The following is a 15822-nucleotide window of genomic DNA, read 5'->3' as shown; positions in this document are numbered from 1 at the left end:
AGACGGTATTTTTGAGCATAGGCATTTCCTTTTCGATAGACCTATTAGAGCAAACCTCTAGATGTATGTCTAGAGGTTTGTCAGCGGTCTGAAGCAAGGTTCGACCTTGCTTTTTTGTTGGGCTTTTACAGATTATTCAAATCCAGTACATCGGTCATATCAAATAATCCGTGATCTTTTGTAGCAATCCATTTCGCTGCCCGCACTGCACCGTTGGCAAATGTCATTCGGCTGGATGCTTTATGAGCGATTTCTACCCGCTCGCCTTCATCGGCAAACCATACGGTATGTTCACCGACTACATCACCGGCACGTATGATTGCAAAACCGATTTCATCGCGTTTGCGTTCGCCGGTAATACCTTCGCGAGCAAATACACCATGCGTTTTTAGATCACGACCTAAGGTTTTAGCGATATGTTCACCCATTGAAAGTGCGGTACCGGATGGAGCATCTACTTTATGATGGTGATGGGCTTCAATCACTTCGATATCACAATAATCCCCCATCACTTTGGCGGCTTTCTCCAATAATTTAAACACTAAATTTACGCCCACGCTGTAATTTGAAGCAAACACAATACCGATTTTTTCGCCGGCAGCTTTGATCGCCGCCTTGCCTGCATCGTCAAATCCTGTGGTGCCGATAATCATATTTTTGTTATTCAACGTACAAAACGCAATATGCGCCAACGTGCCTTCCGGACGGGTAAAATCAATCAGAATATCAAATTGATCCTTTTGACTCGCTAAGTCATCAGTGACTTTTATGCCTAATGTCCCCACACCGGCCAATTCTCCGGCATCTGCCCCGTTCAAACTTGATCCTTTACGCTCAAAAGCCGCCCCGAGTTCAACGCCGTCTGCATTGTGGACAGCCTGAATTAATTGGCGTCCCATACGACCGCCCGCCCCTACGATTCCGATTTTTAATGTCATGTTGTTTTTCCTTCTGTAAGATCAATATTGCTATGTATTAAAATTTCTGTAATTTAAACCGCACTTTTTATTGCTTCAACTGCAAATGCACCGTAATTTCTTCTCTATCGTGATACAAATGCTTGGCTTGAATTCGGAATTTTAAGCCGTTGGAAGAAACTTCGTCAGCCAGTTGCTGTAAACATTGCTGCACTTCAAGATAGCGTTTTTTCATGGGCAGTTTCAAATTAAAAATAGTTTCGCGGCACCAACCGTTTACTAACCATTTCGCAATCAGTGACACAATACGGCTTGGCTGTTCCACCATATCACATACCAGCCAATCTATTTTACGGCGTTTCGGCGGTTGAAATTTAAAACCGTCTTCCGGACAATGTTCGATTCTGCCCGTATCGTGCAGACTGGCGGCCATTTTGCCGTGATCTACGGCATAAACAAATAAACCGCGTTTCACTAATTGATAAGTCCAACCACCGGGACAAGCGCCAAGATCCACACCGTACATATTTTCATTAAGCCGTTGACGTTCCTGTTCGGCGGGAATAAAGGTTAAAATCGCTTCTTCCAATTTCAGTGTAGAACGGCTTGGCGCCTCTGCCGGAAATTTAAGCCGCGGAATTCCCATAAAATGTGATGAATGATTGTTATTATAAGAATACCCGACATAGCAACTATTGGATTCAATGAAAAAAATATGCAAAGTCAGACCGCTCTTTTTCACTTCTTTATAATTCAACCAGCCTTGTTTTTTTAGCGCTTGACGTAATGGCACGGTGAATTTCCGACAAAATCCGGAAAGCTCTTTGGCTTCATTGGTATCGGCGGTTTCCACCCAAAGTTCGGTGCTTTGTTTTAAATTGATCTGCCCGGCAATTTGTTGATATTGCTCGATAATCGGTGAAATACGATCTGCCGGCTCCAGTTCATTCAATAAATCGGAAATGACGATCATTTGGCGGGCAAAGATTAGCCGATTAAAAGGAATTTCTCTGGCTAAACGATCAGCTTCATCCGGCTGATAACATTCAAAAATCACATAGCCACTACTTTCCACCACGCGGGCAAAACCGAACACGCCAAGTGCGATGGCTTTTTCGGTAATTTCTGCAGCCACTTCTTTCTCAAAGCCGATACGGCAATATAACGCTAATTTATTCAAAGGATTATCTCTTATTTTTGAGTAAAACTGTTGCGGATGGCAATAAATAATAACGTTAACCAGCCGATTAAAAAGGCAATTCCTCCCATTGGCACTAACATAACTACATTTTTATTGCCTGATAACGCCATAAAATAAAGGGTAAAGCTAAATAATACAATGCCTAAAGCCCAAAAAATACCGATAATATTCACCGCACTTTTACGACAAGCGGGAGCATTTTGTGCGGTAGCACTCACATAAAAGCCTAAGGCTAATAACGCAACGGTATGAAATGATTGATAACGCCAGCCCTTATCAATCCAATCCGCTTGCTGCAAAGTCAATTCCAATCCATGTGCGGCAAATGCACCGAATGCCACACAAATAAAGCCACTGACTGCACTTAAAATTAAAAGACGATTTCCCATATTTTCTCCTTATTCTACTTTTTTGCTTGCCATTGCCTGTAAAATCCATTGCTCGAATGCCTGCACTTTGCTTTCTTTCGTTTTTGTCTGCGGAATGACTAAATAAAATGCTTTCGGATCTTCAAGCTCACTCGGTAATGCAATTTGTAATTTATTTTGAGCAATCTCCTGTTGAGCCAACATTCTATTGGCTAATACAATACCTTGTCCCAGAATAGCCGCTTGCAATGCCATAAATGTGTGGCTAAACAACAATCCGTGCTGTACGTTTACGTCTTCAACGCGTAATTGCTCTAACATCATTTGCCAATTTTCTCGGCTATGTACATGAATTAAGGTATGATTTTTTAAATCATCAGGATGATAAATCGGATTTTCAGCCAACAACTTAGGTGAAGCGAGAATTTGTAGGTTTTCTTGCGCCAATAATTCGGATTGCAGATCATTCCAATGCCCGTAACCATAATAAACGGCGACATCAATTTCATCATTTAGACGACTTTCATCTTGATCAACGCCTTTTATGCGTACTTCAATTTCCGGATATTGTGCGTTAAATTCGGCAAGTCGGGGCACCAACCAATGAATACCAAATGTTTGCGGTACACTAATCGTTAAATGTTGTACATTTTTTTGTTGTACCAATTTATCGGTGACATTTGCCAATTTATTCAAAATGCAGCGAATATCATTAAAATAATTTGTACCGAGTTCCGTCAGTTCCAATGCTCGATTTTTACGCTTGAATAATTGAATGCCTAAAAAATCTTCTAATAGTTTTATTTGATGACTCACCGCCGCTTGGGTAACGAACATTTCTTCCGCGGCTTTGGTAAAGCTTAAATGGCGTGCCGCCGATTCGAAAGCTTTCAGTGAATTTAAGGGGGGCAATCGTTTAAACATTATTTTCCTTTTACACAATAATTACTCTTTACTTGAAGACAACTCTTTCAGATTAGTTTTTTCTATCCGTAGGATAAAAAAATATCAGTTGTCCGACAAAATTATTATCACTAGAATGCACGCATACTTAATGAGTAGCGATTCCTTACTTGTTAAAGAGTTTTTACATTTAAGTATGATGTTGTGTTTGCATATTAAGTAACTTGTTGTTACTTATTTACTTCCTGTATATTTTTAACCTGAATTTAGGTTTTCAAATATAAGCCGCTCAAGATATTGGGCGGCATTTTTTATTTGCCAGAATTCTACCACAATTTCCACCGCACTTTTACGGCTAATTTCCTGAAAATCACAAGAATTTTTTATATAATAGTTTTCAAGGCGTTAATATTGGCGTATAGTAAAAAAATTCTCTTTTTATCAAGCTACAACATTAAAAAAAGGACTCAACAATGCTTAAAGATCTAGACTGGGCGAATTTAGGATTCGGTTACACTAAAACCGATTATCGCTACATTGCATATTGGAAAGACGGCCAATGGTCAAAAGGTGAATTAACTCAAGATAACGTATTACATATTAGCGAAGGTTCCACTGCCCTTCACTACGGTCAGCAATGCTTTGAAGGTTTAAAAGCCTACCGCTGTAAAGATGGTTCAATTAACTTATTCCGTCCTGATGAAAATGCAAAACGTATGCAACGCAGTTGCGAGCGTTTATTAATGCCCAAAGTGCCGGTGGAAATGTTTGTGGATGCTTGTAAACAAGTGGTACAAGCCAACCAAGATTGGGTTGGTACTTACGGCAGCGGTGCAACCTTATATCTACGTCCGTTTTTAATCGGTGTGGGTGATAATGTAGGCGTGAGTCCGGCAACGGAATATATTTTCAGCATTTTCTGCTGTCCGGTAGGTGCTTACTTCAAGGGCGGTATGAAACCGACTAATTTCTTAATCTCCCGTGAATATGACCGTGCGGCACCGCACGGCACCGGCGCGGCTAAAGTAGGCGGTAACTATGCGGCAAGTTTATTACCGGGCAAATATGCAAAATCACATAACTTTGCGGACTGTATTTATTTAGATCCGGCCACACATACAAAAATTGAAGAAGTAGGTTCGGCAAACTTCTTTGGTATCACCAAAGATAATAAATTTATCACGCCATTATCACCGTCAATTTTACCGAGTATCACCAAATATTCATTACTCTATTTGGCAAAAAACCGCTTAGGTATGGAAACAATTGAAGGTGATGTATATGTAGATCAGATTGATCAATTTGTAGAAGCCGGTGCTTGTGGTACCGCAGCAGTTATTACGCCGATCGGTGGTGTGCAAGATGGTCAAGATAGCACTAAATTCCATGTATTCTATTCTGAAACCGAAGTAGGTCCGGTAACCAAACGTCTGTATGACGAATTAGTGGGTATTCAATTCGGTGATGTGGAAGCACCGGAAGGTTGGATTGTGAAAGCAGTCGAATAACTTAACTGAAGATTAGCAGATCAAATAGCGATAAATATTACTTTATCGCTATTTTTTATTACTAACTTACTGACGGGTAAAAGGATTATTTTCTTTTTCTTGACCAATTGTCGTATAAGATCCATGCCCTGCTACAATAATCATTTTATCATCAAGCATATATAACTTTTCTTTGATGGATTTTAACAAATCGGCATAATCCCCTTGCGGAAAATCGGTACGGCCGATACCGCCGTTAAATAACACATCTCCGGTAAATGCAATGTTATTATCATGATCAATAAAACCGATATGTCCCGGTGTATGCCCCGGTAAATGCAACACTTCAAAACGCAAATCGCCCACCTGAATTTTTTCGCCTTCCGTATCTAACCAACGATCCGGCTTAAATGTTGCTATTTCAAATAAACCAAATTGTTGAGATTGTTGCGGTAGCATATTGAACCAAAACTCATCGGCACTATTAGGACCTAAAATCTCAACTGCAAAGTGCTGTTTTAATTTCATCGCCGCGCCCACATGATCAAGATGACCATGTGTAAGCAGTATCACTTTTAAATTTAAACCTAATTCTTCAATACGCCGAATTAATTTTTCCGCTTCACCGCCCGGATCAATAATGGCAGCATTTTTCTGTTCATCCCACACCAACGTGCAATTCTGTTGAAATGCCGTAACCGGAATAATATCAAGTTTCATGTTATCCCCTACTTAATCAATAAAAAACCGCACAAAGTGCGGTCTGTTTTAGCCAAATTTTTATGAACCACGCCATGTGCGAACAGGACCTGTGTCAATATGCACAAAATTACTATAAGGATAATAACCGACACCGCCGTTATTTAAACTCTCTGCGGCACGACGCACTTTTGCAAGCGGTACGCCTTCAATTTTAAAATCAATAGCTTGACCGCGAACATGATAACTATTGCTTGCAACACCACGACTACGACGATGCATTACGGCATTAGTATATGCCGAGCGATAACCACAGATAATTTGAATTTCGGTATTGCGTAACCCTAAAGCACTTTGAATACGATACAATTTAGTAAACAGTTTTGGATCCATGCGACGCACTTGACCACTTCGACGATCACGCATCAGATAATTTAATTTATTTAAATTTGCGGAAGAAAAACCGGCACGTTCAGAAAAGCCTCCGCTAAACGTATCGCCGGTATTAATATTTCTAAAACGTAAAATTCTTGGTTTTGGTGTCGATAACGCCGCCAGTACCGTATTAGGTAAGCAGGTTACTCCCAATACAACTCCGCCTAACGACAGCCACTTACGCCGCTGCTGATCAATTCCGCTCATATTAAATTATCCTTATCACAATAGGTACAAATTCAACGTACCGTATTTTCGACAGCACGTTGAGAAAAAAGTTTAAAAAAACTTAATAAAAATTTATATTACAAAAAAACTAATTACATCAAATACTTTTTAATAATATCCCAATTAATATCTTTTGGCACGGCAACTTTGTCATAGCCATAAATATCCGGTGCGGTTTTTACTTGCCCGTCATCAACCCAAGCCGTTACATAATACAAATAAACCGGATTATCCGATTTAATGGTTGCCCAGGTGGTTTTACGACTGTCTAATACGGTTTGCTTTTTATTATCGGACCAACCCGCTTCTTTCAATAAAATAGTTGCAAGCTGATCAGCTTTCTCCACACGTACACAGCCGGAACTCAACGCACGCTTATTTTTACTAAACAATTTGCGTGATGGCGTATCATGTAAATAAATGGCATCGGAACTCGGCATATTAAATTTATAACGACCTAATGCCGTATTATCACTTGGTTTTTGCCGCAAATGGTACGGGAATTTCGCACCAATAGACGACCAATTAATACTCGACGGGCTAATGACCTGACCTTTGCTATTTAAGATCTCATAACCATAGCGTTGTAAATAACTAGGATCTTTACGAATTTTTGGTAACAAATCTTCATTAATTAAGCGAACCGGTGCATTCCAAGGCGGATTAACCACCACATTGCTTAATTTGCTGTACATGACCGGAGTTCTACGTTCATTTTTACCCACAATAACACGAGAATTCAGCACTAATTGTCCATCACGAACATAATTCAACTGATAGGTGGGAATATTAACAAAAATGCCGTTTTCAAAACTTGGTATTACGCGTAAACGCTGGGCGTTAATAGCCAGCCTAGCCAATTCATTCGTATTATTTTCCGTCATTAAACGTTGTACCGTTTGACGGTATAATTTATTACCGTTGGAAAGATTCTGCACAAATTGCAAATCTGTTTTATTTTTAACCGCACTTATCCATTCGGCAATCTGTTCTTTACTTGGTTGTTGTGCTTTATAACTCCCGCCATATAACCAGTTCTGTGCATTTTCTGATACGTTTTTCGCATAATACATATAATCTAAGAATGCATCACTCAACAAAATATCATAAGCCAATGATTGCGGTTCTTTATGATTAAACAGGCTGATTTGTTCTAAATTTTTTGCGGATTTACTCGAAATACCGCTGGCTACCATTGCCGCATAGTCATGCAAAAATTGTTTTTCTGCATTTTTATCAGACCATAGGAATGTATAGTCATTTTCAGCATACAGACGGGCAATTTCAGATTTAAATTGTAAGTTAGTCTCAGTTCCAATCACTTGTTGCAATTTAGCTTCTGCTTGAGCTTGCCACTCGCCGGTCAAACGTTTTTCCTCTTCCGGCGTTAATACGGCGAGCGGATCGTTTTTTGCCATCATTTGTAACTGAGCACATGCGGTGACCGAGAAGATACAAGATGTCAAAATAGTTACTTTTGCGAGTTTAGATGTGGACTGAATAAACATAAAAAATTACTTTCCTTCCTTATTTTGCATCAAATTGACTAAATCCGCTGCCATTTTTTCTGCTTCTTTTAAGATAAAATCAGGCGCCTCATAGTCTTTCGGTAAGGCATCTAAATTTTTCAAGGCTTTTTTTCCTTCACGCTTAAAGCGGGCATTTAAATCTTTCAAACGTTTGGCATCATCTTTATCATTTTCCGCTTTACGCGTTACATAATTCAATGAAAGCCATTTGCGTTCCGACAATTCTTTTGCTCGTGCGATATCTTCTTTTAAAGTGATAAATTCAGGATTCTTAGCCACACGTTCATCGTGTTTTTGTTTTAACGCACCGACCAATTCCCGAGCATTGCCCGCTTTCGAGTAAGTTGCCGCCGGCACTTTATCCCAAGGTAAGGCATTGTCTTCTTTCGATTCGCCGAATTCATCCATATCAATTAATGATGGAAATTCAACATCCGGTGCCACCCCTTTAAGTTGGGTACTACCGCCATTGATACGGTAGAATTTTTGAATTGTATATTGTAACGAGCCTTTTGGTTTTTGATCCAAATCGTACACGAAATTCAATCCGCGGCTTTGTTGTACAGTTCCTTTACCAAAAGTATTTTGTCCGACTACAATACCACGATCATAATCCTGGATCGCTGCGGCAAAAATTTCTGATGCGGATGCACTGAAACGATTGATCATCACCATTAACGGACCTTTGTACACTTGAGCACTGTCCGGGTCTTCATGTACACGAATGCGATCATAAGCATCTCGTACTTGCACCACCGGACCGTCACTGATAAATAAGCCGGTCAATTCCACTGCTTCCGTTAACGCACCGCCGCCGTTCTCACGTAAATCAATAATCACCGCTTGCACTTTTTTCTTTTCCGCATCGGCAAGTAATTTGCGTACATCTTCCGTTAAACCGATATAGAATCCCGGAATTTCAATGGTCGCAATATTCACACCATCGACTTTCGCCATTTCTAATTTTGCCGCACTGTCTTCCAAGCGAACTTTATCACGTACGATAGTTATAACTTTGGTTTTTCCGCCTTTTGCAGGTTCGATTTCAAGGCGAACTTTCGTACCTTTTTTACCTTTAATTTTGTCGACCACATCATCTATACGCCAACCGATAACATCTTCGATTTCACCGGTTGCTTGTCCGACACCGACGATTTTATCGCCGATTTGTAACTTTTTGCTACGTTCTGCCGGAGCACCTTTCACCAAACCTTTAATAGTGGTTTCACCGTCTTCCGATTGCAACGTCGCACCAATCCCTTCTAAAGATAAATTCATGCCTTCGTTAAAACTTTTTGCCTGACGAGGTGCTAAATAGCTGGTATGCGGATCAATTTCACGGGCAAATGCATTTAAAAATGTTTGTGTAATATCATCAGCTTTGGTTTGGGTTAAACGTTTAATGCCCAGATTATAACGTTTTACCAAAGTTTTCTTGATGTCAGACCATTTTTTATCTTTTAATTTTAATGAAATTACATCATTTTTTACACGAGCTAACCACAATGCTTTAGCTTCGTCTTCCGATTTTGGCCATGCGGCTTTTTTACGATCGATTTCAAGTTGATCGTCACCGGTCAAATCAGGTTCTTTGTCGATTAAAGAAAGCGCATATTGATAACGTTCGTATAATCGTTTAGTCATCAATTCATACACGGCAAATGCATCGGTCAACTTGCCTTGATTCAGGTCATCATCCAACGTATTGGCATATTTCTGACGCAACTCATCTACATCGGATTGTAAAAAAATGCTATGACTCGGATCGAGATAATCTAAATAACGATCAAAAATTAAATTGGAAAATGCGTCATTCAAGTCGAATTTTTTATAGTGTGACTGCACCAAACGAGCCGTTGCCCGCTTAGTAGCTAAATCGTTTTCTTCCGTCGGAGCCGGTAAAACAATTTCACTTGGTTTAATTTTCGGTTCAACCGCTTGAGTAAATGTACTATTAACAAGTAATAAACTGCTTAATACAAAACTCGCCAAATAAGTTTTTGATGTGGTTAATTTCATTATTTCTAAATATCTCTTAATGACAAAATAACTATGTAAAAATAAATTAAGCAAATAAACGATCGGTCGTGACATTAATCACCAACCCGTTATCCAATTGCACTCGCACCGCATCCTTCAAAACTTCTAATACAATCGCATTTTGTGTACGTTCGCCCGCTTTTACTTTCACTACGCTGTTTGCTTTCAATGTTGCCATATCCACTGCAACTAAATCCAATTTTGGTTTACGCGGTGCTTTTGGTTTATCGGATCTGACTTGATTTTCAACAGATTTACGCTGCGGACGTTTTTCTTTTTTATATTTTGCTGCATCCGGATTTGCCGCACGCTCCGCTGCACGTTTTTCCGCCAGTTTAGCTTTAGCTTCCGCTAATTGCTGTGCCGCATGAGCGGCGTGTTCTTGTTCTAATGCACCGCAATCGTTGCCTTGTAAATCCACGCGTACCGCTCCCACTTTGCAACCGTGTAAATAACGCCAGTTTGCCGTATATTGACGTAATGCATGGCGAAGCTGCGTTTTGCTGACCCGTTCATCATCCGCCAAGGCTTCCGCTAAATCTTGGAAAATACCGATTTTAAGTGGTTTGGCTTCACCTTCCAGAGAAAAACAAAGCGGAAATTTTTCTGCTAAGTACGCAATAATTTCTTTATTATTTGTTAATTTTTGGATTTCAACATTTTCAGACATACAAATTTTACACCGTTATCAAAATAAAATAATTATTTATCAGGTTCCCCCCAATATCACATAACGGCATAGTTTAGCTTAATTTAGCAAAAAATGACAATTATTAATCACTGATTTTGTAAAAATCTTGTAAAAATAACCGCACTTTACATTTCTGACCTTGAGAAATTTTATCAAATTTATATACTACTCTAACCTATATATGACTGAACGAGAGATCCTAATGTCGGCAGAAAACTTAGCTTTAAAAAACGTGAAACAAATTATCCGCTGCAATGATTGTAATGCGGTAGTTTCCGTTCCCTATTTATCGCCGACTCAGAATGCCATTTGCCCCCGTTGTCACTATAATTTGCGTTCCGGTAATCGTTGGACTTTAAGACGTTGTAATATCATAGCCGTGGCAATTTTATTCTTAATTCCTTTTGCGTTATGGTCACCGCTAATTGATATTGACTTATTGGGCGAACATATCGGTGCCAGTGTTTGGCTGGGAATTTGGAAAATGGCCACAGCAGGTTATGAATACACCGCATTTTTAGTGTTTATTTGTGCGATTTTCACCCCGATTTTCTTTGTGCTGTTAGTGGTGATTTTGCGGATATTGCAAGTTTTTAAGCGTCGTTCCCGTTTGGTACTAACAACCTTAAGCTATATTAAACCCTGGGTAATGTTTGATGTGTATTTTCTCTCGCTGTGCGTGGCTGCATTTAAAGTACGGTCTTATGCTCCGTTAGAATTAAATATCAATTTAATTGCTTTTATCAGCACCACCATTTTAATGACATTGCTGTTTATTAAGCTCAACTTACGGGCGCTATGGGAAGAATTTTATCCGGAACTAAATCCCTTAGAAAAAGTCGGCGAAAATGCACCGCACTTTTGTACTAACTGCGAATATACTTTTAGCACGCCGACTCACAACCGCAAACATCAGGATATTTGTCCCCGTTGTCACGACCGCATTAATTTAGACGATAACGTACGATTGCAAAAAACCTGGGCGACTCTGATTGCCGGGATGATTATGCTGATTCCGGCTAATGTGTTGCCGATTTCTTATACTTCCCTTGCGGGTGCGGTGAGCGGTGATACGCTGATGTCCGGTGTGATTACATTTATGGAAATGGGGAGTTATTTCATTGCTTTTGTGGTGTTTACCGCCAGTATTTTTGTACCGTTCAGCAAAGTGATTATTATGCTTTATTTGCTGATTTGTATTCAATTTAATTTGCACAAATCCATCCATTTTCAAATGAAATTATTACATATCGTGCATTTTATAGGCCGTTGGTCAATGCTCGATCTTTTTGTCTTAGCCTTAATGATGACACTGGTTTCCCGCGGTCAGATTATTAACTTTTCGGTGGGACCCGCTGCCTTATATTTTGGTTCTGCCGTATTTTTAACTATGTTATCAACCTCTTACTTTGATAGCCGTTTACTCTGGAAAATTTATGACAAACGAAACAAACAAACAAAATAATGAATTAACGGAAAATATCACTAATACGGAGGCAAATATCCGTCAAATTCGTCGAATTTCGCCATTTTGGTTATTGCCTTTTATTGCCTTCTGTATCGGTGCAGTGCTGTTTTTTCAAATCGTACAGGAACAGGGAAAAAGCATCACCATTCTCTTTGCCAATGGCGATGGTTTAGTGGCCAATAAAACTCAAATTCAATATCAAGGTTTACAAATCGGTACGGTTAAAAAAGTGAGTTTCACCGACGACCTCAAACAGGTGGAAGTCGAAGCCAATATCTATCCGGAAGCAAAAACCTTATTGCGTAAAAACACTAAATTCTGGCTGGTAAAACCGACGGTTTCCCTTGCCGGGGTATCCGGTTTGGAATCCTTGGTTTCGGGTAATTATATCACGTTGCAACCCGGCGACGGCGACTCGGAAGATGAATTTGTAGCAGAAGTAGAAGGCCCTATTGCAGAAGTGAAAGACGGCGATTTACTGGTGCGTCTATTAGCCGATGACTTAGGATCAATTTCTGCCGGAGCTTCGGTATATTATAAAAAAATGCCTGTGGGCACAGTGTCCGACTATCGTTTTACCGCGGATCAAAAGAAAGTGGAAATTGATTTGATCATTGAAAAAGCTTATGCCAATTTAGTGAAAAAAGATTCCCGTTTCTGGAATATCAGCGGGGTTGATGCCAGCCTGAATGCCGGCGGGTTAAATGTCAAAATGGATAGTCTGACATCCATAATTCAAGGTGCGGTTGCTTTTGATTCACCGGAAAAAAGCGATATTGCGATGCAAGGACAACGCTATCTGCTCTATAAAGATCTGAAGTCCGCCGGTCGCGGTTTAGTGATTAATATTACGCTACCCTCAGTGCTCGGTCTTGAGGTAAACAAAACACCGGTTTTTTATAAAAATACTCAGGTGGGCATGTTATCTGAAATCAATGCGGAAAATCCTTATACGGAGCAAGCGGCAAAAGGTCAACTCGTGATCGATCCGAATTTAGCCTCATTGCTGAAAACCCATTCTGAAATTATCTTGAATGATAAACGTCCGTCTTTAACGGAAATTAGCAGTGTCGAACAACTGTTCCGCGGGACATCCTTTGAAATTATTGCCGGTGACGGCGAACCCCGTACGGAATTTGCGGTGATCCGCCAAAGCGAACGTTTATTGAAAGAACCTAATACGTTGGTGCTGACGCTGACATCACCGGATACCTATGGCGTGTCAGCCGGTCAACCGATTTATTATAACGGTATCACCATCGGTGAAGTGATGTCACAAGATATTACGGCGGATAAAATCAGCTTTAAAGCCGCCATTATGAGTGAATATCGTAATCTCATTAACAAAGACAGTAAATTTATTGCGGCATCGAACTTTGATGTGTCTGTCGGTGTGGACGGTGTACAAATAGGAGCGGCTAATCCAAGACAATGGTTACAAGGCGGCGTGCGTGTATTAACCAAAAAATCGGAAAATCCTACCGCACTTACGAGCTATCCGCTCTATGACAATGTAGAAAATGCCGAAGCCGGTATTTTAGCGGATAATATTAATCCTACAATCACACTCACGGCCACTCAGCTGCCAAGTTTAGAGCGCGGTTCATTGGTGCTGTATCGCCAATATGAAGTGGGTAAAATATTGGATATCCGTCCGACCAGCAAAAATTTCCAAATCGATGTGTTTATTTATCCGAAACATCGCCATTTACTTACCGATAAAAGTCTGTTCTGGGCGGAAAGTGCCGCTCAAGTAGATATCACCCCTAAAGGCATTAATGTACAAGCCGGTCCGCTCACCCGTACGCTCAAAGGGGCAATTAGTTTTGACAATTCCGGTAACGGCAACAAAATCTTATATCCGAATGAATTACGGGCGAAATCTGCCGGTAATGAAATCACTTTAACTGCCGCCGATGCCGGCAATTTAAGCAAAGGAATGACATTGCGTTATATGGGATTAACCATTGGTGAGATCGAACAAATTAATCTGGATCAAGCCAATAACCGCATTACCGCCAAAGCATTGATTAACCCGCAATATATGAATATTGTGGCAAAAGAAAACAGCCGTTTTAAAGTGATAGCGCCGCAAATTTCCGCCGGAGCCATTGAAAACTTGGATGCATTGCTGCAGCCCTATATTGATGTGACTGCAGGTAACGGGGCAAGAAAAACGAAATTTACCTTGAGTCAAACCGCTGAAAACCCACATCGTTTTAATGACGGTTTCCCGATTATCGTGGAAACCAATGATGCATTAAACTTAACCACAGGATCGCCGGTGCTTTATCGTGGAGTGGAAGTAGGCACAATCCGCAAAATGGAATTGAACAATTTAGGTGATCGGGTATTGATTCATTTAGTCATTTTGCCGAAACATCAGCATTTAGTGCGTAAAAATTCAGAATTTTGGGTCGCTTCCGGCTATAACTTTGAATTAGGTTGGAAAGGAGCGGAATTTCATACAGGCTCAGTACAACAGTTATTGAAAGGCGGCATCTCATTCTCCAACCCGACCGGTACGGTGGTTCAACCGCAAGCTAAAGCCAATCAGCGCTTTTTATTACGGATAAAACGCCCGGACGAAGCACCAAATTGGAATCAGGCAACAATGCCTAACTAACCCGAAAAATCAAAAGTAAAAAAACGGGTGTTATTATCAACATACATCCGTTTTCGCCGAAACATACGCCAGGCGTGCAAGCCACTTGAATTTTCGTATAAGAAAAATAATTATTTTCCACCGCACTTTGCAACGCCACGTTCACTTTCGGCGACGGCGGTAAATCCGGCTATCCGATTTCAAAATGAATCGCATTATTCAATTCCTATCAATTTATGCGTTTGCAAACTCAGTTGCCATTTAGGTTTATTTGTCCGCTGATTAAGTTTGCCGAGTTGGGTAATGGTATCCAATAAATTCATTTCACCGTCGGTTTCGCAAGGAGAAAGATAATAATGCTTCGCTTTGATCCGGTTTTCCATTTGTTCGCAAAACGCCAACACATCTCCGTCAGCGACAATTCGCACTTCGTGGGCAAAAGGAATACAACGGCGTTGATATTTATGTTGATACATTCGCTTAGGGCTGGTGGCAATATAATCAATTTGCAACGGAATCGGCTTAAGTCCGTTGGTTTCAATCGCCAGAAAATAATTTTCTGATTTAAGACTTTCCAGTAAAATTTCCAATTTAGGCACAACTGTCGGCTCACCGCCGGTGATAATCACATTTTTCGCCGAAAACGACCGCACTTTTGTTAAAATCCGCTCTAAGCTCCAGCTTTCGTATTGATTATAATTGGTATCACACCATGGACAGGCAAGATTACACTTGCCGAACCGTATGAAAATGCTCGGCATACCGGTATTAAACCCTTCGCCCTGCAAACTTTCAAAAATTTCAACGATGTTGTAGGTGAGCATTATTCGCTATACTCACAAAATGATGTGGGCGTTTCCCATAAACGAATGGCGGACACCGGCAGATTCTGTTCATTTTTAAGGCGATTAAAAATAAAACGTGCCATTTCCTCTGCGGTGGTGCGTTTATCCAAAGCAAAGGTTTTTGATTTTAACTCTTGCAACAATGTGGCGATTTTGCTTTCGCGTTCGCTGGTTTGATCGTAAATAAAAGCATGATCCATCGGATCTAAAATGAATTGCTGCACAATGGCTTTTAAATCGGAAAAATCAATTACCATGCCTTTTTTCGGTCCGTTAGGATAGAGCTCGCCACTGATTTCTACCTGCAATTTATAGGTATGACCGTGCAAATTCTGACATTTTCCGTCATGACCATCCAGTATATGTGCCATATCGAAACTGAATTCTTTTGAAACTTTAAACATAA

At 40.3% G+C, this 15822-nt stretch carries 14 protein-coding genes; 3 read left to right on the top strand and 11 right to left on the bottom strand.

Annotation, left to right across the window (positions count from 1 at the left end; genetic code table 11):
* Positions 1–125 precede the first annotated feature (125 nt).
* From dapB to EDC44_RS08680, 4 genes are all read right to left on the bottom strand, one after another.
* Positions 126–938, bottom strand: a complete 813-nt coding sequence (gene dapB / locus EDC44_RS08695; RefSeq protein WP_131977509.1) for a 4-hydroxy-tetrahydrodipicolinate reductase — start codon at positions 936–938, stop codon at positions 126–128.
* Positions 939–1005: 67 nt separating this feature from the next.
* Positions 1006–2097: a 23S rRNA (cytidine(2498)-2'-O)-methyltransferase RlmM gene (gene rlmM, locus EDC44_RS08690; RefSeq protein ID WP_131977506.1), complete on the bottom strand. Its 1092-nt coding sequence runs from the start codon at positions 2095–2097 to the stop codon at positions 1006–1008.
* 11 nt (positions 2098–2108) lie between these two features.
* Positions 2109–2507 (bottom strand): DUF423 domain-containing protein, encoded by a 399-nt coding sequence (locus EDC44_RS08685; protein ID WP_131977503.1) that lies wholly within the window; start codon positions 2505–2507, stop codon positions 2109–2111.
* A 9-nt stretch (positions 2508–2516) separates the two neighbouring features.
* Entirely contained in the window at positions 2517–3410 is an 894-nt protein-coding gene (locus tag EDC44_RS08680) for a transcriptional regulator GcvA (RefSeq protein ID WP_131977500.1), read from the bottom strand.
* A gap of 452 nt (positions 3411–3862) precedes the next feature.
* Between EDC44_RS08680 and EDC44_RS08675 the strand changes: the two genes are divergently transcribed.
* On the top strand, positions 3863–4897 hold the full coding sequence (locus EDC44_RS08675) for a branched-chain amino acid aminotransferase (protein ID WP_131977497.1): 1035 nt from the start codon (positions 3863–3865) through the stop codon (positions 4895–4897).
* 66 nt (positions 4898–4963) lie between these two features.
* Here the strand turns inward: EDC44_RS08675 and EDC44_RS08670 are convergent, their stop codons facing one another.
* From EDC44_RS08670 to proQ, 5 genes are all read right to left on the bottom strand, one after another.
* Positions 4964–5596: an MBL fold metallo-hydrolase gene (locus EDC44_RS08670; protein ID WP_131977494.1), complete on the bottom strand. Its 633-nt coding sequence runs from the start codon at positions 5594–5596 to the stop codon at positions 4964–4966.
* Positions 5597–5656: 60 nt separating this feature from the next.
* Entirely contained in the window at positions 5657–6217 is a 561-nt protein-coding gene (gene mepK / locus EDC44_RS08665; protein ID WP_131977491.1) for a peptidoglycan L,D-endopeptidase MepK, read from the bottom strand.
* Positions 6218–6330: 113 nt separating this feature from the next.
* On the bottom strand, positions 6331–7746 hold the full coding sequence (locus EDC44_RS08660; RefSeq protein ID WP_131977488.1) for a L,D-transpeptidase family protein: 1416 nt from the start codon (positions 7744–7746) through the stop codon (positions 6331–6333).
* 6 nt (positions 7747–7752) lie between these two features.
* Positions 7753–9786, bottom strand: a complete 2034-nt coding sequence (prc, locus tag EDC44_RS08655; protein WP_131977485.1) for a carboxy terminal-processing peptidase — start codon at positions 9784–9786, stop codon at positions 7753–7755.
* A gap of 46 nt (positions 9787–9832) precedes the next feature.
* On the bottom strand, positions 9833–10477 hold the full coding sequence (gene proQ, locus EDC44_RS08650; RefSeq protein WP_131977464.1) for an RNA chaperone ProQ: 645 nt from the start codon (positions 10475–10477) through the stop codon (positions 9833–9835).
* Between the two features lie 223 nt (positions 10478–10700).
* Between proQ and EDC44_RS08645 the strand changes: the two genes are divergently transcribed.
* Both EDC44_RS08645 and EDC44_RS08640 read left to right on the top strand, forming a co-directional pair.
* Positions 10701–11963, top strand: coding sequence for a paraquat-inducible protein A (locus EDC44_RS08645; RefSeq protein ID WP_131977461.1), 1263 nt, complete (start codon positions 10701–10703; stop codon positions 11961–11963).
* A complete protein-coding gene (locus EDC44_RS08640) occupies positions 11935–14592 on the top strand; it encodes a PqiB family protein (RefSeq protein ID WP_131977458.1) in 2658 nt (885 codons plus the stop codon). The genes EDC44_RS08645 and EDC44_RS08640 overlap by 29 nt, the downstream gene beginning before the upstream one ends.
* Before the next feature lie 194 nt (positions 14593–14786).
* Here the strand turns inward: EDC44_RS08640 and EDC44_RS08635 are convergent, their stop codons facing one another.
* Together EDC44_RS08635 and queD are read right to left on the bottom strand one after the other, a co-directional pair.
* Positions 14787–15395, bottom strand: a complete 609-nt coding sequence (locus EDC44_RS08635) for a 7-carboxy-7-deazaguanine synthase QueE (RefSeq protein WP_131977455.1) — start codon at positions 15393–15395, stop codon at positions 14787–14789.
* Positions 15395–15820, bottom strand: coding sequence for a 6-carboxytetrahydropterin synthase QueD (gene queD, locus EDC44_RS08630; protein ID WP_131977451.1), 426 nt, complete (start codon positions 15818–15820; stop codon positions 15395–15397). The genes EDC44_RS08635 and queD overlap by 1 nt, the downstream gene beginning before the upstream one ends.
* Between the last annotated feature and the right edge of the window lie 2 nt (positions 15821–15822).

Source organism: Cricetibacter osteomyelitidis (assembly GCF_004340985.1).
Classification (GTDB): Bacteria; Pseudomonadota; Gammaproteobacteria; order Enterobacterales; family Pasteurellaceae; genus Cricetibacter; species Cricetibacter osteomyelitidis.
This window is presented reverse-complemented; position numbering and strand designations above follow the sequence as displayed.